General features: G+C 68.1%; 23 protein-coding genes, 1 tRNA gene and 1 pseudogene. 5 read left to right on the top strand and 20 right to left on the bottom strand.

Annotated features, from left to right (window positions below; genetic code table 11):
• Positions 1–10: 10 nt before the first annotated feature.
• Positions 11–1,639, top strand: a complete 1,629-nt coding sequence (locus tag WEB29_04425) for a Mur ligase family protein (GenBank protein ID MEX2136196.1) — start codon at positions 11–13, stop codon at positions 1,637–1,639.
• Here WEB29_04425 and cphA read toward each other — a convergent pair.
• A complete protein-coding gene (gene cphA / locus WEB29_04430) occupies positions 1,636–4,383 on the bottom strand; it encodes a cyanophycin synthetase (GenBank protein ID MEX2136197.1) in 2,748 nt (915 codons plus the stop codon). The genes WEB29_04425 and cphA overlap by 4 nt on opposite strands.
• Positions 4,384–4,508: 125 nt before the next feature.
• Positions 4,509–5,498 carry a cyanophycinase gene (locus WEB29_04435; protein ID MEX2136198.1) on the bottom strand — a complete coding sequence of 330 codons (990 nt, stop codon included), beginning with the start codon at positions 5,496–5,498 and terminating at the stop codon, positions 4,509–4,511.
• A gap of 36 nt (positions 5,499–5,534) precedes the next feature.
• On the opposite strand from WEB29_04435, the gene WEB29_04440 reads away from it, so the two are divergent.
• A complete protein-coding gene (locus WEB29_04440; GenBank protein MEX2136199.1) occupies positions 5,535–6,671 on the top strand; it encodes a J domain-containing protein in 1,137 nt (378 codons plus the stop codon).
• A gap of 9 nt (positions 6,672–6,680) precedes the next feature.
• Here WEB29_04440 and WEB29_04445 read toward each other — a convergent pair whose 3' ends face one another.
• The 8 genes from WEB29_04445 to WEB29_04480 form a co-directional block, all read right to left on the bottom strand.
• Positions 6,681–8,039, bottom strand: coding sequence for a pitrilysin family protein (locus WEB29_04445; protein MEX2136200.1), 1,359 nt, complete (start codon positions 8,037–8,039; stop codon positions 6,681–6,683).
• A complete protein-coding gene (locus WEB29_04450; protein MEX2136201.1) occupies positions 8,036–9,322 on the bottom strand; it encodes a pitrilysin family protein in 1,287 nt (428 codons plus the stop codon). The genes WEB29_04445 and WEB29_04450 overlap by 4 nt, the downstream gene beginning before the upstream one ends.
• Positions 9,323–9,381: 59 nt before the next feature.
• The gene (locus WEB29_04455; protein MEX2136202.1) at positions 9,382–10,476 is read right to left on the bottom strand and encodes a crosslink repair DNA glycosylase YcaQ family protein; all 1,095 of its coding nucleotides are present in this window, start codon (positions 10,474–10,476) and stop codon (positions 9,382–9,384) included.
• Positions 10,477–10,498: 22 nt separating this feature from the next.
• Positions 10,499–11,095 carry a histidine phosphatase family protein gene (locus tag WEB29_04460; GenBank protein MEX2136203.1) on the bottom strand — a complete coding sequence of 199 codons (597 nt, stop codon included), beginning with the start codon at positions 11,093–11,095 and terminating at the stop codon, positions 10,499–10,501.
• Entirely contained in the window at positions 11,092–11,685 is a 594-nt protein-coding gene (locus WEB29_04465) for a TMEM175 family protein (protein ID MEX2136204.1), read from the bottom strand. The genes WEB29_04460 and WEB29_04465 overlap by 4 nt, the downstream gene beginning before the upstream one ends.
• A 361-nt stretch (positions 11,686–12,046) precedes the next feature.
• Positions 12,047–12,268 (bottom strand): hypothetical protein, encoded by a 222-nt coding sequence (locus WEB29_04470; protein ID MEX2136205.1) that lies wholly within the window; start codon positions 12,266–12,268, stop codon positions 12,047–12,049.
• A gap of 203 nt (positions 12,269–12,471) precedes the next feature.
• Positions 12,472–12,546 (bottom strand) — tRNA-Lys (locus tag WEB29_04475).
• A 43-nt stretch (positions 12,547–12,589) separates the two neighbouring features.
• Positions 12,590–13,243, bottom strand: coding sequence for a DUF3105 domain-containing protein (locus tag WEB29_04480; protein MEX2136206.1), 654 nt, complete (start codon positions 13,241–13,243; stop codon positions 12,590–12,592).
• A 77-nt stretch (positions 13,244–13,320) separates the two neighbouring features.
• On the opposite strand from WEB29_04480, the gene WEB29_04485 reads away from it, so the two are divergent.
• A complete protein-coding gene (locus tag WEB29_04485) occupies positions 13,321–13,728 on the top strand; it encodes a phage holin family protein (protein ID MEX2136207.1) in 408 nt (135 codons plus the stop codon).
• Positions 13,698–14,339 carry a hypothetical protein gene (locus tag WEB29_04490; GenBank protein MEX2136208.1) on the top strand — a complete coding sequence of 214 codons (642 nt, stop codon included), beginning with the start codon at positions 13,698–13,700 and terminating at the stop codon, positions 14,337–14,339. Before WEB29_04485 ends, WEB29_04490 begins: the two co-directional genes overlap by 31 nt.
• A gap of 565 nt (positions 14,340–14,904) precedes the next feature.
• Here the strand turns inward: WEB29_04490 and WEB29_04495 are convergent.
• From WEB29_04495 to WEB29_04525, 7 genes and pseudogenes are all read right to left on the bottom strand, one after another.
• Positions 14,905–15,132, bottom strand: a complete 228-nt coding sequence (locus tag WEB29_04495; GenBank protein ID MEX2136209.1) for a hypothetical protein — start codon at positions 15,130–15,132, stop codon at positions 14,905–14,907.
• A 14-nt stretch (positions 15,133–15,146) separates the two neighbouring features.
• Positions 15,147–16,187 (bottom strand): hypothetical protein, encoded by a 1,041-nt coding sequence (locus WEB29_04500; protein MEX2136210.1) that lies wholly within the window; start codon positions 16,185–16,187, stop codon positions 15,147–15,149.
• Between the two features lie 727 nt (positions 16,188–16,914).
• Positions 16,915–17,118 (bottom strand): hypothetical protein, encoded by a 204-nt coding sequence (locus WEB29_04505; GenBank protein MEX2136211.1) that lies wholly within the window; start codon positions 17,116–17,118, stop codon positions 16,915–16,917.
• Positions 17,119–17,477: 359 nt separating this feature from the next.
• Positions 17,478–17,792 (bottom strand): annotated as a pseudogene (locus WEB29_04510) (single-stranded DNA-binding protein).
• Positions 17,793–18,054: 262 nt separating this feature from the next.
• Positions 18,055–18,567, bottom strand: coding sequence for a hypothetical protein (locus tag WEB29_04515; GenBank protein ID MEX2136212.1), 513 nt, complete (start codon positions 18,565–18,567; stop codon positions 18,055–18,057).
• A gap of 896 nt (positions 18,568–19,463) precedes the next feature.
• Positions 19,464–20,531, bottom strand: a complete 1,068-nt coding sequence (locus tag WEB29_04520; GenBank protein ID MEX2136213.1) for a kelch repeat-containing protein — start codon at positions 20,529–20,531, stop codon at positions 19,464–19,466.
• Positions 20,532–21,186: 655 nt separating this feature from the next.
• Positions 21,187–21,612 (bottom strand): nucleoside 2-deoxyribosyltransferase, encoded by a 426-nt coding sequence (locus WEB29_04525; protein ID MEX2136214.1) that lies wholly within the window; start codon positions 21,610–21,612, stop codon positions 21,187–21,189.
• Between the two features lie 154 nt (positions 21,613–21,766).
• Here WEB29_04525 and WEB29_04530 point away from each other — a divergent pair, with 154 nt between their 5' ends.
• On the top strand, positions 21,767–22,132 hold the full coding sequence (locus tag WEB29_04530; GenBank protein MEX2136215.1) for a hypothetical protein: 366 nt from the start codon (positions 21,767–21,769) through the stop codon (positions 22,130–22,132).
• Between the two features lie 621 nt (positions 22,133–22,753).
• Here WEB29_04530 and WEB29_04535 read toward each other — a convergent pair.
• The 3 genes from WEB29_04535 to WEB29_04545 all read right to left on the bottom strand — a co-directional run bounded on the left by WEB29_04535 (position 22,754) and on the right by WEB29_04545 (position 23,996).
• Positions 22,754–23,350 carry a hypothetical protein gene (locus tag WEB29_04535; GenBank protein ID MEX2136216.1) on the bottom strand — a complete coding sequence of 199 codons (597 nt, stop codon included), beginning with the start codon at positions 23,348–23,350 and terminating at the stop codon, positions 22,754–22,756.
• A 161-nt stretch (positions 23,351–23,511) separates the two neighbouring features.
• A complete protein-coding gene (locus tag WEB29_04540; protein MEX2136217.1) occupies positions 23,512–23,646 on the bottom strand; it encodes a hypothetical protein in 135 nt (44 codons plus the stop codon).
• Positions 23,643–23,996, bottom strand: a complete 354-nt coding sequence (locus tag WEB29_04545; GenBank protein MEX2136218.1) for a hypothetical protein — start codon at positions 23,994–23,996, stop codon at positions 23,643–23,645. Before WEB29_04545 ends, WEB29_04540 begins: the two co-directional genes overlap by 4 nt.
• Between the last annotated feature and the right edge of the window lie 153 nt (positions 23,997–24,149).

Consider the following 24,149-nt stretch of genomic DNA (forward strand, 5'->3'; position numbering starts at 1 on the left):
ACTGCCGGCCATGCCGAACGACGCGCGGCAGCAGGCCGAGGTCGAGCTGCTCGAGCTGCGCGTGCTGGACGGCCCCAATCGGTTCTTCAACCGCCCCGCCATCAAGCTCGAATTCGGGTCCGAGACGCCATTTGCGGCCTCAGAGGTGGCTGCCGCCGCCGCGCTGGCACTGCGCCGTCTCCACGTCGCGCTGGACCTGCCCGTGCCTCGCGTCACCGTTCGCCATTCGCACGACCATCGCCGCGCGGCCATCGCCTTCCCGTGGCGACGGCGCGCGCGGTCGCAGGCGATCGCGGCAGCTGCCGGACGAATCGCCGCGGGCGTCAGCACGGCACGCCAGGAGCTGCGCGCCCTGCGGGCGGTGGCGCCCGGGCCCATGCCCAACCTGCCGCGGCCCCGTATCCCGGTGGTGGCGATCACCGGCACCAACGGCAAGAGCACCACCACCCGCCTGATCGCGCACATCGCAGCGCACGCGGGCCTGAAGGTGGGGATGACCAACTCCGACGGGATCTACATCGGCTCCGAGTTGGTCGAGGCGGGGGATTGGACCGGCTTCGGCGGTGCCGGCCGCGTCCTCGCCGAGCCGAAGCTGGAGCTGGCCGTGCTGGAGACGGCGCGGGGCGGAATCCTGCTGCGGGGGATCGGCTATGCCGCCAACGACGTGGCGGTGGTGACCAACGTTTCGGCCGATCACCTGGGCCTGCAGGGGATCGACACGCTCGACGAGCTCGCCGAGGTGAAGGGCGCCGTGACCCGCATCACCAAGCGCTCGGGCTGGGTGGTGCTGAATGCCGATGATCCGCGAGCCTGGCGCATGCGCCGCGAGACGAAGGGCAGCTGGTACCCGTTCACGCTCGACCCGGACAACCCCCGGATCGAGCTGGCCCTCGACCGTGGCGGCCGAGCCGCCGTCGTGCAGCGCGGCTGGCTGATCCTGCTGGGAGCGGGCCGCCGTCCGCAGCGCGTGGCCCGCGTGGCCGACCTGCCCGTCACGTTCGCCGGCCTGGCCGAGTACAACGTGGCCAACGCCCTGGCCGCCGCGGCCGCCGCCGACTCGCTGGGAATCCCGGCCAGCACGATCGCCGAGGGCCTGCGCAGCTTCGCTCTCGATAGCGAGCTGAATCCGGGCCGGCTCAACCTGTATGAGCGCCGTGGTCTGCTGGTGGTGGTCGACTTCGCCCATAACGAGGCCGGCCTTGCCGGGCTGCTGGAGGTGTGCCGCAAGCTGACCCAGGCCTCGGCCCGCGCCTCGCGCCACGGGCGGGGGAAGGTGCGACTGGGGATCGGCACGGCGGGCGACCGTACCGAGGAGATCCTCCATGGCCTGGGCCGACTCGCGGGCGCGCAGGCCGACGACGTGGTGATCGCCGAGAAGCGGCATTACCTGCGCGGGCGCGATCCCGACGAGATGAACGAGATCATGCGATCGGGGGTGTACGAGGCAGGGTACATGGGGCCGGTCGAGGCCTATGCGACCGAGCTGGAGGCGCTCCAGGCGCTCCTCGCGCGCGCACATCGCGGCGACGTGGTGGCCGTCATGACCCACGTGGAGCGCGCGGAGTTCTTCACCTGGCTGGAGACGGAGGGGTTTCGGCCGGTCGCTTTCGACCGGCTGCGGAAGCTGGTCGGCGCCTAGCCGTCGACCTCGATGGCGACCATCTCGTCGTCCAGCACGTCGATCGGCTCGTCGATTGCCACGGACATTTCCGACGATGCCCCGCCGTGCTGCCGGCGCTGGAGCTCCTTCCACACGGCATTGGCGTGGTCGACGCAGACCACGACCACGTCGCCCTCGTGCCCCATGTCCAGCGCGTGGCGGGTCGCGTCCATCTCGTCGAGCACCGTCTCGACGTTGGCGCAGCGTGCGCCCCCCGCCATCGCTTCGCGCACGCCCCGTTCGATGAGGGCCGCGGTGTCGCCGACCTTGCGCCCGCGGTTGTTCGCGTCCTCGCGCACGATGATCGTGTCGAAGTACGCGGCGGCGATCCGGCCCAGCTCGGCGATGTCGTCGTCGCGTCGGTCGCCGGCGGTGGCCAGCACCCCGATCCGCTGGCCGGTGACCAGCGCCCGCCGGCCGCTGGCTGACGGCTCGGCCAGCCGGTCCACGAACTCGCCCAGCGCCGACACCGCCGGCGCGTTGTGCGCGTAGTCGACGATCACCCGGTATCCGTCGAGCTCGAACATGTTCAGGCGCCCCGGGGCCATGAAGTAGCTGGTTGTGAAGGTACGCAGGCCCTGGCGAACGTCATGCAGATGCGCGCCGGCCGCCCACGTCGCAGCCGCAGCCGCCAGGGCGTTCTGCACGTTCATGCGTGCCCGCCCCTCGAAGGTCGCCGGCAGCAGGTGGGTCCAGACCAGCGGCAGGTTCTTGCGCCCCTGGCGCAGGACGATCATGTCGCCGTTGCGTCCCGGCTCGAGCGTCACCGCCCGGCGGCCACGGCTTGCCTGGCGGCGGATCGATTCGTTGTTCGGATCCATGCTGAAGTAGATGACCGATCCGGAGCAGTGGCGACCCATCGCCGCCACGAGCGGATCATCGGCGTTGAGGACGGCGGTCCCGTCGCGTGGTACCGCCTCTACCAGCACCTGCTTGACGGCAGCCAGCTGGCGCATCGAGGTGATCCCGCCCAGCCCCAGGTGGTCGCCGGTTACGTTGAGGACCACCGCCACGTCGTTGCGGTCGTAGCCAAGGCCCTCGCGCAGGATGCCGCCACGGGCGACCTCGAAGACAGCCATCTCCACGTTGGGGTTCTGAAGGACGGTGGACGCGGACTTGGGGCCGCTCATGTCGCCGCGGCGGATGAGGCGCCCATCGACCACGATGCCGTCGGTGCTGGTCATGCCGACCTTGCGCCCCATCCCCTTGAGGATGTGCGAGATCATGCGGGCGGTGGTCGTCTTGCCGTTGCTGCCGGTGACCGCCACGATCGGGATGCGGGCGGCCGATCCGGGCGGGAAGAGCATGTCGATGACCGGCTTGGCGACGTACTGCGCCTCGCCCTCGGTCGGGTGGGTGTGCATCCGGAAGCCTGGCGCGGCGTTGACCTCCACGATGCCCCCGCCGGTCTCGCGCACCGGGACGCTGATATCGGGGCAGATGAAGTCGATGCCGGCGATGTCGAGCCCCACCACCCGGGCGGCAAGCTCGGCGATCTCCGCGTTCTCGGGGTGGATCTCATCGGTGCGGTCGATGCTGATGCCGCCGGTGCTCATGTTGCCGGTCCGCTTCAGGAAGACGCGCGTCTCCGCCGGCGGCGCGTCGGTCAGCGCGAATCCCTGCTCCTTGGCATACCCGATCGACTCCTCGTCCACGTTGATGCGGGTCAGCACCTTCTCGTGGCCGATGCCGCGTCGCGGATCGGCATTGGTGGCCTCGATCAGCTCGGCGAGGGTATGCGTCCCGTCGCCATCGACATGGGCCGGAATCCGCTCCGCCACCGCGCGCAGCGTGCCGCCGATCACCAGGCAGCGGTAGTCGTTGCCGGTCAGGAAGCTCTCCACCACGACGCCGCCGTTGCGGGACTCCCTGCGGGCGATCGCGTAGCCGTCGCGGACGGCTGGCGCATCGGCGAGGTTGAGGATCACGCCACGGCCGTGATTGCCATCGAGCGGCTTGACCGCCACGGGGTAGCCGACACGCGCCGCGGCGGCCACCGCCTCGTCCGCGTTGCGGACCACATCGGCGCGGGGGACCGGCACGCCGGTGCCGGCCAGGAGCTTGTTGGTGAGCTTCTTGTCCGAGGCGATGTCCACGCCCAGCGAGCTGGTGCTCGAGGTCATGGTGGCCCGGATCCGCTTCTGGTAGACCCCGTGCCCGAGCTGTACCAGGGACTGGTCGTTGAGCCGGATCCACGGGATGTCGCGCAGGCTGGCCTCGTCGAGCAGCGCCTGGGTGGAGGGGCCGAAGGCCGCCCGCTCGGCGAGCAGGACCAGCTGCTCGAACTCGGTTGCCAGGTTGAAGTCGGGCGACGGCTCGACCAGGTGGTTGACCAGGCGCACCGCCAGCCGTCCGGCAGCCAGGCCGACGCTCTCTTCGGCATAGGAGTAGACCACGTGATAGCGCCCCGGCTCGCCGGTGCCGCGCGTCTTGCCACGCCCGACCTCGGTGCCGGCGTCGCGCTGCAGCTGGAGGGCGATGTGCTCGGCGACGTGCCCGACCCAGGTGCCGTCGCGCAGGCGCTTGGTGAAGCCACCGGCCCGGCCGGTTGAGCAGGAGTGCAGGCCGACCCCCGGGAGCATCGAGAGCAGCGCGTCGGTGAAGCCGGGGATCTTGTTGGTGGGGAAGGCCTCCAGCACCCCCAGGTCGACGACCAGCTTGATGGTGGGGTCGTAGCTCCAGTAGTTCGGTCCGCGGTAGACGCGCGTCTCGATGATGCGCAGCGTCGCGCGCGGCTTGTCGGCCGCGGCCTTCTTCGGAGCGGCCCCGCGACGCGGCGTTGGGGAAGGGCGAGCCTTGACTCGGTCCTTGGAGCGCTGCTTCGCGCGAGCCTTGGCGCGCTCTGTTGTCACTCGCTCGCCTCTTCGTCGCGGTGGGCTCGCATCGCGCGTCGCCGAGCACGCTCCGGGGCGGTGTCGTCGGCCCCCTCGGCCGCCACGCGCCGAATCAGGCGGCGCGCCTTGTCGCCGGCTGCGAGCAGCTGCGTCTGCTGTCGCTCGCTCAGTTCGACCGAACGGAGCGGGGTGAGGAGGCGCCGGCGGCGCAGGTCGAAGCGGTAGCCGCTCGGCAGGGAGTGCAGGATGACGCCGCTGACCATGATCGGCCGGTGGCGTTTGACCTCGTAGGCATCGGTCTCGATCCTGGCGGGGTCGAGGATGGTGACCGACCCCTTGCCGAGCACCTCCATCACGCCCGACGGGCTGACCAGCGCGGCGGTGTCCTCGTCGACTCCCATCCCGATCAGGGCCGGCGACTGCGCGATCAGGGCCAGCAGGCGCCCGATCCGATTCCGCTGCTCGAAATGCTGGTCGATGATCACGCCGGGCAGGAGCCCCAGGCCAGCGCTCATCTGGGTCATGCGCTGCTTGGGCGAGGTCCCACTGGTGCCGAAGGCGACCATGTGACTGCTGATGGCCGAGGCGCCGGCGCTGGTGCCGGCGATGATCGCGCCCTGACGGTGGCGCTCGATGATGGCCCTCCCCAGCGCGGTGCCGCCGATCACGCTGGAGAGCCGGAGCTGGTTGCCGCCGGTCATGAAGATGCCGGTCGCGTCGGCCAGCTGTCCGGCGAGCGCCTGGTCATTTGCCTCTTCCCGGGTGATGGGTCGCAGGCCGATGACGTCCGGGACCCCGAGCTGCGCGAAGAGGGCCCGGTACAGGTCGGTCGCCTCGTCGCCCAGGGACGAGGCGGTCGAGACGATCGCCACCCGCCCCTCCGCCCCGCCGGCCAGCGAGGCGAAGCGCGACAGGATCTGTCGCTGTCGAAGCTTCTCCTCAGCGCCGCCGATGATCAGCAGGTGACCTGGGCGGGCGGCGCCCGGGCGTGAGGGATGGGCCATGTTGCCGGGCAGCATAGCAACGCTAGACTCGATCGGATGTCCAGCACTGATCGGGCCGATGACGGTCGCGTCGATCTCCGCGATTACTACGAGGTGCTCGGCGCCGAGCCATCGGCCACGGTGGCGGAGCTGCGCGCGGCCTTTCGCGAGGCGGTGCTGCGCCATCATCCGGATCGCAGTGCCCAGGATTCGCTGGCCACGCGGCGCACCTCGGTCCTGAACCGCGCCTGGAGCGAACTGCGCGACCCCGTCCGCCGCCTGCACTACGACCATGCCCTGGAGCGGGGTGGCGCGGCGACGCTCGCCTGGCCGCTCGGCTCGGGCGAGGCGCCGTCGCCGGTTCGGCGTCAGCGCCGCGCGGCGCGCCCGGTCCGCACGCCGTGGCACATGCCCGAGTTCCGCAGCGTGCATGGCTTCCGCGTCCCGACCCAGGTCTTCATGGCCGGCCCCGCGGCGCAGCGAGCATGGATCGTGGCCAACCACATCGACGGCCAGGACTGGCGCGAGCACAGGGAGCGCTATTGGCTCCGCTTCGCTGCCAACTACTACCGGGACCGCGGGCGAACGGACGACTGGCTCGGCGCCATGGAGCGGCTGGTCGAGCTGGACGGCACCTTCGAGACGCTGGTGCACGCCGACCTGCGGCCGGCCTACGTCGCTGCGCAGGAATTCCTTCGCGGAACCGGCTTCCTCCGGACGGTGGCGCTGCAATACGCCACCGGCAGCGCGCAGCGGAAATGGGTCGATCGCGAGCTGCGCGCACTGCTGGCCGAGTACCGCGACGCTCGCGTGCGCAAGGGACGGCCCGAGGACCGCGCGGAGGCGGCCGAGCTGCTCCTCAATTACCTCGAGGCGCTCGAGATGCCGCCCGCCTTCGCGGACGTGCGGGCCGCGATCATGGCCCACCTGCGCGCCGGCCACGCGGGCCGCGCCGCCGAACTCCTGGAACGAGCAGTGGCTGCGCCGATCACGGAGCCCGCGCGCCGGTTCAGCATGGTCCAGCTCCTGACGGAGGGCGGTCAGCTGGATCGCGCCTCAGCCATGCTGGCCGAGATCGCCCGCGGGGATCACCCTGAGGCCCTCGACCGGCGCCGCCTGCGCGGAGATCCGGCCCGTCGTATCTCGGCTGCTCGCGTCCGCCTCGAACGCGCTCGGCAGCGCGCCGCGGGCTGAGCTCGGGTCCTAGGGGGCCGGGACGACCTCGACCGGGGCGATCCCGAGCGCCTCGACGTCGTTGCGAATCACGTCCGCGTCGCCCACCGCCAGGATGAGCAGCTCGGCCGGGCGGATCAGCTCGGTCGCCGCGGAGTGGGCCTCGGTCGCACCGACCGCCTCCATCCGGTCGCGATACGTCTGCCAGAAGTCCTCGGCCAGGCCGTAGACGGCGATCGGTTCGATCGCGGCGGCGATGCCCCCTGTCGATTCGAAGCGCAACGGGAAGATGCCGATCTGGAAGTCACGCGCCTCGGTGATCTCCGCCTCTCCGAACGGCGCGGTGCGCGTCGCCTCGAGCAGGGCAACCAGCTCGCTGATGGCGGGTGCGGTCACGTCCGTCTGCACCGCCGCGGCGGCCGTGAAGACGCCGGCGGACCGCCGCGCATCGAACCCGCTTCGTGCCCCGTAGGTATAACCCAGCTCCTCGCGAAGCCGTCGGTTGAGGCGCGATCCGAACATGCCGCCCAGCGCCGTCGACATGACGATGGCGGGGAAGTAGCGCGGGTCGTAGCGGTCGATCCCGATGTGTCCGACCCGCAACTCGCTCTGCACCGATCCGGGTCGATTCACGATCACGATCCTTCGGACGCCGCCGGCGTGCGAGGCGATGGTGCGGTGGCCCGGACCGATACCTTCCCAGCTCGCCAGGTGACGCTCGACCGACGCCGCCACGGCCTCCTCGTCGAAGGAGCCGGCGATGACGAGGTGCGCCAACCCCGGCCGGTAATGCGTCCCGTGGAAGTCGATCACGTCGTCGCGGGAGAGCGTCTCGACGGTCTCCGGGCTGCCGGCCGAGAGGCGGCGATACGGGGTGTCGGCCGCATAGACGTGCAGGAGGAAGGTTTCGTCGGCGAGCCGACCGGGATCCGAGCGAGACTGGAGGATATCGGCCAGCCGCTCCGCCTTGAGGCGCTCGAACTCGCCGGCCTCGAAGCGCGGCTCGCGCACCATCTCCGCCAGCAGGCCGAGCCCCTCGTCGAGATGTCGTGGCAGCGACTGGAATGCGGCACGGGCGCTGTCCCAGCTCGACTCGCTGCTGACCTCGATCCCCAGTCGCTCCGTTGCCTCGGCGAAGGCCGATGCGTCCAGCCGCCGCGTGCCGGTCACCAGCAGCTGGGCGGTCAGTGCAGCGATGCCGCCGTGCGGCTCATCCTCGGCCGCGGCACCGGCGTCGACCAGCAGGTGCACGTTGACGAGGGTCGAGCCGGCGACCGGGATGGTCCACACGTTGAGGCCGTTCTTCAGCTGCCGGCGCGAGAACGACGGGAAGTGGTAGGGGCGCGGTACGCCCGCGGCGGGCCGCATCGGGTTGACGGTGGTGGTCATGCCGTCCCCTCGGCCGATTCGGCCGGGAGATAGGTCAGGACCACCCGGTTGTCCGGGCCCAGGCTGGCGTTCATCGCCTCGCGCACCCGGCCGGCATCGACCGCCTCGTAGCGGCTCAGCTCGGTGTTGATCTGCTCGGGCTGGTCGAAGAGGCAGGCGTACATCGAGAGCCGATCCGCCCGTTCACTGATGCGCTCCAGGCTCGATTCGACGCCAGAGGCGTGCAGGTTGCGGACCCGCTCCAGCTCGTCGTCGCTCGGGCCCTCACCGGCGAGCGCGTCGACCTCCGCCCACAGGGCGGCCTCGAGCGAGTCGTGGCCGACGCCGGGTCGCGCCGTGACCCAGATGGTGAAGATGGCGGCGCCACCGATCACCGGAAAGGCGAATGTGGTCACGTCCTGGGCGACCTGCTGCTCCCGCACGAGTGACCGATACAGACGCGAGGCTCGGCCCGAGCCGAGCAGGTCAACCGCCACCTCGAGCGCATTGAACCCCTCGGAGCCGAAGATCGGCATGCGGTAGGCGGCATAGATCCGCGGCAGCGGCACGCGATCGGGAACCTCCTGGCGCACCTCGGCGCCGATGATCGGGTCGACTTCGGTAGGTGGAGCCTCGGGGATGGCAGGGTTGGCCGGGATCGGTCCGAAGTGCTTCTCGATCATCTCCAGAGCCGGTCCCGGCTCGAAGTCGCCGGCGATCGTCAGCACCGCGTTGTTGGGTGCGTAGTGGGCGGTGAAGAACTCGCGCACATCGTCCAGTGAGGCCGCGTCGAGATCCTCCATCGAGCCGATGGTGGGGTGGTGATAGGGATGCGTTTCGGGGAAGAGCAGTCCCTGCAGCTTCTCGTCCCAGGTGCCGTAGGGCTGGTTGTCGACCGAGAAGCGACGCTCGTTCTTGACCACGTCCCGCTGGTTGTCGAGCTTCTCCTGGGTCATCGCCGGGAGCAGGCCGCCGAGCCGATCCGACTCCAGCCAGAGCGCGAGCTCCAGCTCGTGGCTGGGCATGGTCTCGAAGTAGTTGGTGCGGTCGAGCCAGGTCGTGGCGTTCAGGCTGCCGCCGGCAGCCTGCACCAGGTCGAAATGCTCGCCCTTGGCCACGTTGGCGGAGCCCTGGAACATCATGTGCTCGAAGAGATGCGCGAATCCGGTTTTGCCCGGCTTCTCGTGTCGGCTGCCGACGTCGTACCACAGGTTCACCGCCACGATCGGTGCGCGGTCATCGTGCGACAGGATCACGCGCAGGCCGTTCGGCAACTGGTGGCGGTCAATCGGGATATGGGGCAAGGCGTGAGTCTCCGGGGTGTCGAGCGGAAGCGGCGGAAGGCTACCACGCGCCGTTCGGGCTAGAGCTTTGCCGGAATCGTGGCGGTCAGTTTCAACCACGACGCCAGGTCATGGAGCTCGTTGTCGATCGCTTCGGAAATCGCCGCCGTGAATGGCACCTTCCGATGGACGGCGTGGACGACCAGCGTGCCGCTCTTGTGGTCCGCCGCGGCGTCCACCTTCCCGATGAGCCGGTCGTGGTACAGGATCGGCAACGCGAAGTACCCCCACCGTCGCTTGTCCTTCGGCTTGTACATCTCCAGCACATACTCGAAGTCGAACAGGGCGAGGCTGCGGACGCGGTCGTAGATCAGGCGGTCGAACGGCGACAGCAATGCGGTTCGCCCTTCGAAGGGCGTGTTGAGCGCGTCGGGATCCACGCGCCACGTGCCGGTGACGCCCTCGACAGTCGCGGGCTCGCCCGCGTCGCCGACAACCACCGAATCGATGGGGATGGCAGTCCCCTTCTGGCGTGCGATGCCGAGCGACCGCAGCCGTCGCCGGTTCTTCTCACGGACCGCCTCATCGGCCGGAACGACCGGCGTGTCCGCTGGATAGACCCGCTCGGCAAGATCCCAGACGCGCTGCCGGCCCTGGCGAGCGGCGATGGCGATCTCGCCGCGCATCATGAGGAACTCCAGCATCTGGGTGACGTTCCGGTCGTTGGTCCACCCCGTCGACGGCCACGGCACGACGCTGGTGTCCGCGATGTCGCGAGAGAGCAGAGGACCCGAGGCCGCCAACCGGTCCAGCACGTCGCGCCGGAAGCGGTCGTTGGCTCGCAGCCAGTCCCGCTGCTTGTCGTAGTGCGGAAAGGTCTCCATCTCGGCAAGGTAGAGGCCAAGGTCGCTCATCGGCCGGACCATCGCGTCGCGCTCGAAGAGCGTTCGGTCCTGCTCCAGCGTCTTCTGCAGCTGGGCCGGCTGGTACGACGATCCGAGGCGACTCCAAAGGACCAGGTCTGCGCTCGGCGCAATTGCGGCGGTCGGGTCGATCTGCAGCAGCGTCAGCTGTTGCACCACCGCCAGCAGCTCCGTTGGCCGCGCGGCGTCGAGGAGCTGCGCTCGAACGGCGATGCGGCGCGCCTGCGCGCGATCGAGTCGGTGGACACCCACAGCCGGAAGACTAGCCAAGGCCTTACGGGCCACCCGGGGCAGACACGTTCCACGCCTCGACGATCGGGCGCTCGTGCTCCCAACCCAGGACCGACACGCTGGCCGTCGATAGGCCGAAGAGGGACCCGGATCGGCCGGGCAGGCCAAGCCAGCGGGCGGCCAGGACCCGGAGCATGTGGCCGTGCCCGAAGAGCAGTGCGTCGCCGATGACACCGGGCGCCAGGCATCGGGCCAGGACACGATCGGCGCGGGCGCTGACCTGCTCGATGGTCTCGCCGCCAGCCCACGGTCCCGCCCAGATCGACCAGCCCGGCTGCTCGGCGACGATCTCGGCGGTGCGCCGACCCTCGAGTGTCCCGTAATCCCACTCGGCGAGATCGGGGTCCACGACCGCAACGTCCCCGAACCCCGCCAGCGTTGCCGTCTCGGTGGCACGCGATCGGGGACTGGTCAGGACCAGCGCGAACCGATGGCCGGCAAGCCGGGTGCCGAGCACTTCAGCCTGGCTGCGCCCCAGGTCGGTCAGCGGGATCTCGGTCAGACCGGTGTGACGTCCGTCGCGCGACCATTCCGTCTCACCGTGGCGCGCCAACCAGACCTGTCGCTCGGCCTCGCTCACGGGGAGTTGGGGCGGTCAGATCGGATCACGCGCTCCATGCGCCGATCCGGCACGAGCCACATCACCACCACGCCAACAGTGATCAGCATCGCGACGATCGGCGCCAGCAGGGCGATGGGAATGGCGATCGCGAACAGGGCGCTGGAGGCCTTGCCTTTCACGTCCCGGCCGACCGCCTCAGCGAATGCTGCTGGCTGACCATGTGCCCTGATCAGCATGCGGACCAGGACGTAATAGGCAACGCCCGCGAGCAGCAGCAGCCCGGTGTACGTCGCCACGGGGATCGGCGCGAAGGTGGTCTGCCCAATCCAGGCGGTCGCGAACGGGAAGAGCGAGAGCCAGAAGAGCAGGCGCAGGTTGGCCCACAGGACGCGCCCGTCGATCACTTTGGCAGCCTGGAGCAGATGGTGATGGTTGTTCCACCACGTCCCAAGAAGCGCGAAGCTGAGCAGGTAGCTGAAGAAGACGGGAACCAGCGGCTCCAGGTTCTCGAGCTCGACGCCTTTCGGCGCATGCAGCTCCAGGACCATGATCGTGATGATGATGGCGATGACGCCGTCGCTGAACGCCTCGAGCCGGCCCTTGGTCATCCCCGCATGCTAGCCGCGGCAGCCAAAGGAAAAGCCCGAAGGGGCCCGATCACTAGCTGCTCCAGCCCATGCAAAACACAAACCGGATCACTAGATGGTCGAGGCTCCTTCGAGCCACCGACACCATATCACCGCCGGAGTGGACCGCAACCTATCGATCCTGTGGCGCGGCATATCAACACCCTTGCAGGCAGGCTGCTGCCGGCGGTTATCGCGGCCGAGATGCTTCGCGGCGAAACAGGACGACCACGCCGGCCAAGACGGCCGTGACGATGTTCGCGACGATGATCGCGAAAATGGTGGTGTCCGGCTTACGCCTGGTGTGGCTTGACGGGAAACGTCGGCGTTCATGACCGGTGGGTCAGCCAGCATTCTTGCCGATCCCCGCTAGGGTGGCGTCGGCTTTCTTCTGCACTTGGTCGGCGAGCGTCTCGGCCTTGTTGTATCGGGCGACAAGCTGCTCGATCTGCTGGACGAGCCTGGCCTGGTTCGTCTTGATGATGTTTAGCCGGCGCAGATCGGCCTGAAGACTGACCAGAGCGCGCTTCTGAGCGGCCGCAGCGACGCGTGGTGAAGGCGGCATCGAACAGGTCTCCCTTAGCGAATCGGACTGAGACGAGTCTACGGCGGTGAACCAGCGCTGCTAGCCTGCGCCCGGGCCGGGTTGACGTTGACGGCGCGAGAAGCTCGAGCGGTGACGACCGGCAGTTGCTACGCGTGCTACCAGGACTCGTCAGGCAACTGCGAAACCGGACCCTGTAGGCCCGGTTTCGTGCTCAGATTGAGTGGTGAGCGGCCAGGGATTCGAACCCTGAACCTAGTGATTAAGAGTCACTTGCTCTGCCGTTGAGCTAGCCGCCCGCACGGAATCATGGCTGAGGCGCGAGAGGGGGTCAACCTGGCGTTAGGTCCCGGGCTTGCCGGGGCCACCCAATGGCTCGGGCGCGTCGCCGTAATGAGCATCGCTGAAGGCCCGGACCTTGTCGAGGTCGGCGGTGTCGAGGTAGAGGAGCCAATCCCAGGCGGTCACCGCAATGGGGTGGTTGAAGTTGGCGCCCGACCAGGGGACCAGGATCATCTTGAAGCGCTCGGTGGTGATCTGCTGCTGCACGAACTGCGTCAGCGTCGCCAGGTCTTCCACCCCGAGCAGTGCCGGCTGGTACCAGATCACGATCCCGCCGTGCTCCAGGTTGTGGAGCATCCGCTCCTCGTCCTGGGCGGTCGGATAGACGCCCCAGGGGCCGGGCGAATTGGCGGTCGACCAATGCTGACCCGATGTGGCCGGAACCGATGTGTACCCGGTTCCCTGGGTGCCTTCTTCGATGTGGGTGTTGCCGGCATTAACCTGCCGCAGGCCGGTCGCTCCCGGATCGGTGTTCCCGCCACCGCCGAACAGGAAGACCAGGAGAAGGATCACCACGCCGAGCACGAGGATCCCGCCAATCGCGAGCAACCGCCAGTCCAGGGTGCGAGAGGTCCCCGCGCCGAGGCGGCGCCCCATCGCCTCTTCAGAGGCGCGGGAGCGGCGCTGGATGCCGGAGGTGCGTCGTTTGGCCATCGGCGGCGAAGGATAGCCGAGCCGGGAGGGGCACGCCGCGGTGGAGTCGAGATCGGGCCACGCTAGAATCGGTCGCGATGACCAATCAAGACCCAGCGCCGCCCAGGCGAAGCGCCTTCGCCCTAGTGCGTCAGCTGGTCTCCAGCGGCGTGGCGCTTGTAAAGCTCGAAATGCAGCACGGCAAGCAGGAGATGGGGGCCATGCTGGCGTCGGTGCGCGGCGGGGTGGTGCTGATCGGGATCGCCGTGGCCCTGTGCTTCGCGGCGGTCATCTCGCTGACGGTGACGCTGATCCTGGGGCTCGCGGCACTCGTGGGGTGGCCCGGCTGGGTGATGGCGCTGCTTGTCACGTTCCTGCTACTTCTCATTGCCGGTCTGTTGGCCTGGCGTGGGATTCGCAAGATCAAGATCGGACCGCCGGAGGAGACGATCGCATCGGTCCGAGAGGAGGTCGCATGGGCGAAACGATTGCTGAGACGCGGGTAGAGATCGCCGCCCAGCGCGCCGAGATGGAGGCGACCGCCGATCACCTGCGTGACGCCCTCGACCTGGGCCGCCGGATTCGCGAGAACCCCGGGGTGGTGATCGGGATCGGAGCGGCGGCCGCGTTCCTGGTGGCGGGAGGCCCCCGACGCCTGGCTCGCCTTCTGCGCCGACGCCTGGCCCCGAACGCCGCCGAGCAGGCGTATGACGCGCTCCCCGCGACGATGCAGACCTGGGTCAGCACGCTGGCGGACGAGGCCGGGCCCAAGGCGGCCGTGGTGCGCGACCAGCTGGTCGAGGAGCTCAAGCGCTGGCGACGCGATCCGATCAAGGACAAGAAGGCGCGCAAGGAGCTGGCCAGGCGGATGGTCGAGGGACCTCCAGGCCCCGGGCGGACAGCCTGGACCGCGGCCGAGACGGCGTTGGGACTCGTCGCCGCGGCAGTCACGCGCAAGGCCATCCAGCGCTTCCTGACGGATGAGCCGCCACCCAAGGATCGCGCCGCCGCTGCTGCCGCCGCCGCTGCCGCCACGGCGAAGCGCGGCGGCACGGCGCACAACACCGCCGCAGGCCCTGGCCCCGACGACTACGCCGGCTGGTCGAAGCGCAGCTGACGTGGCCCACTGCTGCGGGTCTAATTCATGCCCACCGCGTCGCCGTGGACGCTTCACGCCGCAGCGCCTGCAGGCGGCGTCGCATGCGGAAGAAGTGGCGGATCAACCGGTAGATGGCCATCGCTCTGACTCCCACGATATGCTGGCTCCACCGGGCTACGACTCTACTCTCCATGACAGGGTGCGTATCGCAGGTTCCGACAATGGTCGTATGACAAGGGGATTCGCCTAGAGCGCAGAAACGGGGGCCCCAGCGGCGCACGAGTGTAGGACGGGATGGCGGGTCGCGCGCGCCCAAAGGCTGAACATTGAAGCCGGGTAGCGATGCCGCCGTCTTCGGCCGACTGGAAATAGCCCACCGGGCGTACTTTCGCGGGTAGGCTGGGCCGAGCGCTAGACTGGCAGCCTCGGTGGCGGTCCTTGGCATCGCTCAGGGCCTCACAAAGACAGAAAACAAGCGGGCGAGTGGCGGAACGGCAGACGCGCCGGCTTTAGGAGCCGTCCGGACCCTGCGTTGTGCTCCACGCGTGGGAGCCGATGCGCGAGGCGCCTGGTTATGCGCGTCTCAGCCGCTCGGTCCGACCTGCCGCCGCCTTCGCAGCGCATCCGTCATGCGGCGCAGCGCCTGCTCCGCGTACTGGCCCGTCCCGGCCGTGTAGTCGTCGAAGGCCGGGCCCTCGGACTGCGCCACCCATAGGTCGCCGTCGAACCGGAAGACGCCGGACAGGTTCCACTCCAGCGGTAACGCGGCCTCAGCCGAGATCCAGGCCATCGTGAGGGCGCCGAGCGTCATGCGGCTTCGTTCCCTTACTGCCCGGTTGGGGGCAGCTGATCCAGCAACAAGGCCTGCCAGGTAAAGCTGTTGTTAGGCGTGATGGTGTACGTTCGTGCGTCGCCGCCGGTCAGCGGCTGAACGCGAAGAAGCGACGTCCCGCTAATGCCCCACGCCGTCGCGGATCCGTCCGGAGCCACGACCAGCCCGTTTGGCACACCATCTGTCAGCTCCGCACGGAAGATCGCCTCGCCCACAGGCGACAGCACCACAATCGCCACCGTCCCAATCCGCTGCTCGATAAACGCGAGCCCGGCACCATCGGGCAGCCAAGTCAGGTCCAGGACCGACCTGTCGGTCAAGCGCGCCACCGCCTGGACTTGCCCAGCCGTGGCAATGAGATCAATCTCGGTGCTGTTCAGGTCATCTCCGACGGCGCGCGAGAACGCGATGACACTCCCATCCGGCGCCCAGGCGATATCCCCAGAGACGCGCTCTCTAGTGCCGTCGTCAATCCTGCCACCGATTCGGCGCTCGCCGGTTCCGTCGGCCGCAATCATCCAGATCTCTGGCCCGCGCAGATCGCCGGGGATGGCCGTCGGCGTAGCATCGAAGCGCGTGAACGCGAACGCATCCCCAGCTGGAGACCACACCGCGCCCCTCGCGTTCGAGACCACCAGCCGCTCTTGCCCGCCCCTGACAGGCATGACGTAAAGGTCGGGAAATCCCTGCACGTTCTGAGTTGCGCAGGTCTGCTTCTCACGCGTGAATGCGATTTCGGAAGAGTCGGGCGACCAGATCGGATTGGTGTCCCAGGTTCCGGCCGGAGGCGATGTCCTGGCCATCATCTGGCCCTTGTCATCGAACGTCGCAACTCGACCCTCCAGGACACAGCCACCGAGGCTCACATCCTGGCGGGTCTGGCTCATGGCCAGGGCTATGCCGTTCGGCGCCCAGGAAAGGTGGTGACCGTACCAACCCTCGTCCAGCCGGATGACCGATGTAGGCGTCCCATCCGCATCCATCGTCAACACCTCGCGCCCACCCATCGCGGTGATCTTGCCGTTAGCCACCACGGCAATCCATGGCGTCGAGGCGTCACCTGCCGCCACCCAGCCAGATGTGCCGCTCGGCGAGAACGAGAGCTGGTACCAACGGTGGCCGTCAATCTCCTGCGGCCCACCCTTCACGCGAGCACGCTGACCCGCGGCGAGCGTCGTGAGCGGCACGCCAACCAAGCCAGGCTGGTCGCGCACGCGGAGGCCATCAACGAGAACCTGAACGATTGTGCCCGTGGGCGCGTCGCCGCTGCCAGATGTGGACGGCGTGGGTGGACCCACGGATGCCGACTCGCTCGGATTCGATACCCCAGAGCCTGACGGCTGCGGAGATGGGCTGATCGGAGCGGCGCAAGCTGCTAGTACCGCCACCAGGATGACGACTAGGAATCGAATCACCATCGGCGTGGCAACTGCGCCAATAGCGAACGTGACTCGTGGGAACATTCGCGATCATCTTAGGGCCGCGGATAATGCGGCAGGACTGCGGGACCGGGGTCGCCTGCACGCTACCGATCGCCGCGGTCGTCGCCGTTCCAGCTCCGAAACCATCAACGTCGCCGCGAGCCGACGGCGGCGCAGCACGGAGCCCCGTGTATCAGCGGCTTACAAGGTCAGGGCTAGGTCCTTGAGCCCTACCTCCACGCGCTTACCGGTGTCGCGGCGGGAGTCGTCGGATGCCACGTGCCAAGGATCGCCGGGGGCGGCGGTCGGGGGCGATCCCTGCCGCCCCCGACCAGTGGGCTCACTCGTCGCCCGGGCCGGGCGCAGGGTACGTGACATTGAAGTGATAGCAGGCCGAGGTTCCGTCGCTGTCAAAATCGTGCAGATGCGGGGTCTCATCGCCGCTCTGAGCCTCAACGCCGCTGTTATGCAGGCGCAGGTACTGGTTGCACGCGGCCCACGGCAGCGGCTGGGGTCCCGCCAGGGTGGTCGCGACGGAAAGCATTAGCATTGTTAGGGCAAGGCCAACGACCAGTAGAACTCGCTTCATGGGGTTCTCCTCCGACGCCTGAGCCCTTCGAGCGCGACCATCCGACGATACGCGCACTTCCCCGATCGGAGGCTCTCTCGGCGTACCACAGGGGCCGGACGCGCGGATTGTACGCCCGCCTTGGGTGGCACCGGGACCGCAGTTTGAGAATAAGCGGTGTAGGTAGGCAACGCCTGATGTGCAGGTTGGCCGAAGGCGGTGTCCGTAGCGTACTGGTCGCTTGCCCAGGAACCGGCCGCGGTCTCCGCCTACGGGTCCCGGGTCCTGCCGGGGGCAAGCGAGGGGCAAGTTCTCCCCGCCCCTTGCCCACCCGCTCACATCGCGACCAGCGTCTCGGTGGCGGCCCCGTCTGTGGGGGCCATGGATGCGCGCGGCAGCCCATCCTCGCCGGTGGCGGCGACGGTCTGCGCCTCCTTGGCGTACTCCTTCTTGCCGCGCCCCGAGAGCATCTCGAGCTGGTTGATGACGATCTCCGTCTTCCAGTGTCGGACTCCACCGTCGTCGTCCCACTGCCGCGTCTGGAGACGCCCTTCGACGTCGACCAGCTGGCCCTTCGAGAGGAACTGGCCGCAGATCTCCGCCAGCCGGTCCCACGCCACGAGGTTGTGGTACTCGGTCCGCTCCGGCGCTCCGCTGCCGCGGAGCTCGTTCCTTGCCCCCGAAGTTCGTCAAGCGCCCAGACCGCACTAAGCTTCCCCCGTCCTTCGGCAGATCCGCGGGGGCGAACCTTCGATTAAGGGGTATGGTGCAGGCGGTTGCGGCGTGGTGCGATTACCGACCGCTCTCTTAGGGGGCCCCTCGCCCGCCGCGTCGGGTGACGGTCAGGTGAGCGGTGTTCGGATGATTGAGCCCCTGCGCATGTTCACGCAGCCGACCGGTTCAATCGGAGCATCACCCCTGCACGTGGAGGCTCAAGACGCAGATGGCGGTTCCGGCGTCAGGATTGACTCGAGCCGAGGTGGCCTGGCTCCCGATGGCCGAAGGGCCTCCCTCCTTCAGGATCCCGATGATCTGGAGGCCGCCCACAGGACCGGGGTAGTTCTCCTCGTTGACAGTCTCTCCACCCCCTCCCGTCGTTTGACCTTCCTCGAGCCACTCGATGCCCGATGCCGACACGATCCCGATCGGACCAGGCCCGTGGTTCGTTATCCGTCCAATCTGGGTTATGCGGATATGACCTGAGACTGGGTCATAATCGGCGCTGCACGACTCCGAAATGGTGGCCTGCCCAACCCTCCAGCTCGCCCCTCCCTCATCCGCTTGCGTCTGCGTCGGCGTGAGGGTGACGGTGTACGTGGCCGCCACATTGACCTTCTTGTTGTTGGCAATGACGAGAGCCCATGCGCCGCCTGCCAGCGTGCCGAGCAACAGCAACACGGCCAGGCCCGTCGCGAAGACCCGCACGGCGCGCCGGTGCTCTGTGATCCGACCTAAACGACCCATCTCGACCTCCGCGGGCCATCGCTCGCCCGGTGCTAGGTGGGGATCGGTCTCGCCAGTGGCTCGCCGCGGTTCAGGCGGCCGAAGTACGAACCGCGGGTCCCGGCCTTCCTCCGAGGGTTGAATACTAGTGTAGCCGGCGGTGGCCTCGCAAGGGCCATGTGGCCTCTCCGCGGTGCGCCCCGGCAACGACGTCGCGTCGCCTGCCGCCACACGGGCTCCTCATGTCCGGGCGGCTGCCTGTCCATGTTCTGGTTCCCTTACGCCGGGGCTGGAGGCAAGACCTTGGTCCGCGCTCCTGCTGGTCACCGACCGCTATCCTTACATCACAACCCTTGCCCGCGTCGTCGTCCCACTGGCCGGGGCGAACCGTGAGTTATGGCGCTAGAGGCAGGCCGCTGACGGGGCTTCCAAATCTGCCGCTTGCGCCACTGTCATTTCGACCGCCAGGTGGCGATCATCGGTGGCGAGACCGCCCTCGGACCTCGAGTGGGATGGGAGCGGTCTGGCATATCGCGCTCAAGCACAGCTGAATCCTGACACGACGGTCCACGACGTACCCGTCGGCGCCCCCCTGTGCGCTGTGCTTCCCTGAGTGGCTTCCCGAGCGAAGACGGGCACAGTTATGCGCTGCGGTTTCGCCGGGGGAGCCAAATCTGACGTCCCCGCTCATATCTGGGGCGATAGCCTGGTAACCGTGGTCGTCGGCGGTCGTCCGGTTTACCCGTGAGGTTCGCCACCTCACTGGACGGCACCCGGATCGCCCATTGGCGGTCAGGCTCCGCGCCGGCGCCCTTGCAAATATCGTCGCCTACAGCGTCAATCCATAGCCGTGGCACGGCGGGACCCCAATGCCGCCATCACGGGTCATCACTGGGTGCGTATTCCTCGGCAGAGGCCAACGCATCGTAGTAGCCGGTGCCGCCGCCGCCCGCCAATAACACCTTGCCTTCAGGCAGCAGCGTGGCGATATGACCGAACCGCGGCTCGATCATGGTCGCGGTTGCTGTCCAGGTCCCGCTGTCCGGGTGATACAGCTCGGCGGAAGCGAGCGCCGCGTTGCCGATCCAGCTGCTCCGGCCGCCGGCGACGAGGACGTTCCCATCGGGCAGCAAGGTGGCCGTCTGGAACGAGCGGGCGTCGATAATTGGCGCGGCAGCAGACCACGACCCGCGGCCCGGGTCGAAGACCTCCGCGGAGGCCACCGCCTCGCGGGAGCTGAGATACCCGCCAGCCACGAGCACGCGGCCATCGGACAGCAGCGTGGCCGTGTGAGCGGCTCGGAGTTCGTCCATCTGGCCCGCAGCGGTCCAAGTCCCGCTGGTGGGATCGTAGAGCTCAGCGGAGGCAAGCACCCCGGCGCTCGTTTCCCCGCCAGCCACGAGCACCTTGCCATCGAGCAGCAGCGTGGCCGTGTGACCGAATCGGGGTTCCTCCATGTGTCCAGTAGCGGTCCATGTCCCGTTAACCGGGTCATACAGCTCGGCGGAGGCCACAGCCTCGGTGCCGGCAGTGCTGCTGCCGCCCGCCACGAGCACCCTGCCATCGGGAAGCAGCGTCGCGCTATGAGCGGCGCGGCCCCCGATCATGTTGCCGGCGCTGGTCCAAACGCCCGTGCTCCACTCGTATAGCTCGGCGGAAGTGAGCACCCCCCTGCGACTATTGAGATTGAAACCGCCGGTGACAAGAACCTTGCCATCAGGGAGCATCGTGGCGGTGTGGTTCGAGCGAGCCTCGCTCATCTCTGCAGCGGCGGTCCAAGACCCGCGGCTGGGGTCGTACAGCTCGGCGGAAGCCAGCAGGTCTAACCCGGAAATGTGGACACTGTCGATGCCTCCCGCGACGAGCACGTTGCCATCAAGCAGCAATGTGGCCGTGTGATTCAGGCGTATCCCCATCATGCTTGCGGTGGTGGTCCAAACCAGCACCGCTGGTTCGTCTGACGGCGAGGAGGTTGCCGACGACGGCTCAGAGGCTTGGGCGGGATAGCTGGGCAGTGACGCGGTCGTGCATCCGCTGACAGCCACGAGCAAGGCTGCGACAGTCAATCCGCCGGCAAGCCTCCGCTTGCTCTCTATCGATATCATCGCGACGTGAGCATGCTCTCGGGGGCCTGCGGCCTGACTGCGGGGCTACCTTCAGACGATCAGACTCACAACGACGGAGATCCTGAGTGAAAGCCGGCGAGCCATGGGTCGTTCCTCCGAGCAGCGCTGCCTTCGCCCAAATGGAGCGTCCCTCGAGCGCCGCGGGAGGGGGACGTACCGGGAGGTATGCGCCGGTTTCCTCGGTTTGTATACAGGCCGGTGCACGCCGGCACCACGAATATGGGCAGCCGGATTCCCATTCGGCGGCGACCTCAACCTAGACCGGCTCGGGTTGACGGACTTATAAGTAGGCCGGGGTCGCCTGTACCGTCCACGTCGCTCGCGCAATCGCCATCCGCCGTCAACGCTCACCCGGCCCAGGGCGAGGGTAGGTGGAGGGCGCTTACTGGACGCTTATCGCGAGGGCCCGACGGGTCTCTCGGCAGGTCCGCGGGGGCGAACTATGCGTTATGGGAGATGAGCGCACCCGCTGAGATCAGCGTCCCTCGGCCTCGATTCGGGCAAGCGCGTCGAGGATTGACGAGATCACCTGCGTGGTCGAGGCGGCGGGGAGGTCGATCCGGGCCGTGGCTGCCTGGGTCAGCATCGGGCTGTAGTCGCCGGCATTGCCGGCCAGCGCGCGGAAGTCGGTCCTGACGAGGACGATCGGTTTCTTCGTCCCGAACGCATAGCCGACCTCCCAGGCCGTGCCGGAATCGGGAGCCGGGCCGTCCATGATCGCCACGAGACCGGCCGCCCAGTCGATTCCACCCACGTCGGTCGCGAAGATGCCCGGACCGTCCTTCCCGGGCTCCTTCTCCTGGGGAAGAAAGACCTCGTGTCCGGCGGCACGGAGGGCGGCGCATACCTCGGCGTTCCAGGTGCGCTCGGGCGTGGCCTCTACGGCCCCGCTGGCGTCCAATCGACCCAGACATTGCCCGCCGAAGCGTTCGCCTGTGGGAGTGTGCGCTAAACACGCCGGAAGACGCGTCATCGCCAAATAGCACGGCGGCTGGACCGTGTACAAGACGGTGCTATCGTCTCTCTCGTATTCAGAGCTTCAAGGAGACGCCAACATGGCCGTAGCACGATTCATCGACCATCGGGCATTCACTGTCCGGGAAGGCCAGGCAGCAGCGCTCCAGGCATGGCTGGAGAAGAACGAGCAGCAATTGGCTGCGGCTTATCCAGCTGGCAGCCAGTACCTAGGAACGTTCGCCGAGATCTATGGCGGCGAGGCACCGGGGTGGTGGCATCTGTTCATGGGCCTGGACAGTTATGCGGGGGGTGACGCGGTATCCGCTGCAGCTGGCGACCGAGATTCCGAGTTTGGACGATTGGTGAGTGAACTCCTCTCGTTCTTCGATCTGTCTAACAGCGCACGATCTGGTGCCTGGCTGTACCGTGCCGCGCCGAGCGTCGTGGTCTGGGAGAACAAGTAGACGGTCGAAGAAGTAGGGAGCGGAGCCAAGCCACGAAGACCCGCGTGGCCGCCGTGCGGACGTGGCTGAAGACCGCCTGCATGGGCGAGAGTGCGCCAATGACACCGGAGCGACTACGAGGCCGACGTTTTTACAAGTGCGGCCAGGTCAGCAGGGGTGAGCGGCGGATTCTCTCGGTGAAGCATGCTATGGCAGTTGGAGCAGACGACGGTGAAATCGGTCCTCGGGTCGAGTTCCGTGGGCCGTCCCTTCAGGGAGGCCATGCATGTCAAGCATCGCTGCGTTTGCATAGTGCCGCCGAGCGTAGCGGCACTGATGATTCTGCCGTCGTTATGACGGTCACAGAATGTCCCCGGCGCGGGTTGTGGCCACGCCGGGGACCACGAGAGTCTAGGTCGGCGACGCCAGCCGCTCACCATCCTCTGCGGATGTCGCGCTGCCACGGAGCGCCGGCCCCGACTGCAAGGGCTGGCCGTCACTCCGCTCGCCGTCCTCTCGGATGGGCCTAGCTGCCACGGATACCCGGCCAAAGCCGGCCGCTCCGGCCGCTCCGGCCGCTGACAACGCCCCGCGCTTACCGCTGCTGATTCTCTTCGACGTCGCGGTCGAAGCCCTCCCGTTTCAGTCTGTACTTCCCGGACTGTCCTGGTGCCGAGTGGCGCCTCCCCTGTGTCGGAGACCGGCACCGACGGCGGTTGCCCAGGCAACGTAAGCCACTGCGGCGACCAATGCGGCGCCCAGGACAACGATTGGTAAAGGAGAGGCGAGAGTCATGCGGTGCGGCTGCACGCCGCTCATGAGGAACACGAGCACAAGGGTCCACAGCGCCCCTCCAACGAGAGCCGCGACCCATCGCGACCCGGGCCCCATGGCGGTGACTGCGGTGAGCAGAAGCCACAGGCCGAGCGTTCCGAGCCCGGTGACGACTGGCAGGTTCGGTTCACCGGTCAATCCCGCCCCGAGCAGTCGCAAAGCAGCGCCGCCGATCAGTAGGAGGGCTGCCGCGAGACCAACGAGCCGGGTGATGCGCATCCCGGTGTCTCTCGCTGCCGGAATGGCCGCTGAGAGAGCGAGGAAGCACAGACCAGCGGCGATCGTGGCGACGTCATCGACCGGGGATCTCAGTAGGCCGACCCACGCCAGGAGCAGGGCAAGCAGCCCTGCGGCGCTGAGATAGGTGATCGTGAATAGCATCCAGTAGGGCAGCCCTGCGGCCACGTGCGTGCCTCCCCTTCGACTAACCCATATTAAAGGGAGGCCTCATCGGGTTAGCGGCTCAGGTACCCTCCCGCTCACGCCGCGAGTGAAGTCTCTCGTTCACCCGCACTCTACGCCCGTGCGGCATAGATGGATATGCCAAGGCCGAGGTCGCCTGCACGCTACCGATCGCCGCGGCCGTCGGGCCGCTTGAGTGCCGCCAGCATCGGCGCTCGCAGCTCCTCCGGCTCGCGCTCGATGGCATCCAGGATGGCGTCGACGATGGCGTCGCCGCGGCGTTCGAGATCAGGGTTCATCGGGTGGTTCCTTTCGGGTGACGTTGAAGCTGCCAGTGGAGCCGGGCCTGGACCGGGCTGTAGACCCGACCCGAGCGCCGACGATGATCGCGGCACAGGGCGCAGCAGTACCGCGAGTCGGTTCGACGCGGAGTGAAGGTGACGCCGCAGCCGCCGCACTCGATCGGCGGATAGCTCACCCGCCTGGCCGCGTTGTAGGTGTCCCGGACTCGGGCGCGCCAGGCGCGGGTGGCGGCGCTGGCGCAGTCGCGGCACCACGAGCTGAGACCGTCGCCCATGCGCGGGTTGGGGCTGAAGCGCTGGCGGGGCTTGACCTCGTGGCAGCGGGAGCAGCGGCGGGTGTCAGTCATGGTGAGACACACAACCTCTTCCCCGGAAAGTTGCGAAGGTCGCCGTGGTGCGTGACGCGGCAGCGATTGGGACGCCCACCGGGGTAGGCGCTGGCATCAGGGCGCTCATTGAAGGCAGAAGAGTCGGCGGCGGGTCGCCTGGCTTGTCGACCC

The sequence above is a fragment of the Chloroflexota bacterium genome, assembly GCA_040902225.1.
Taxonomy (GTDB): Bacteria; Chloroflexota; Limnocylindria; order QHBO01; family QHBO01; genus CF-167.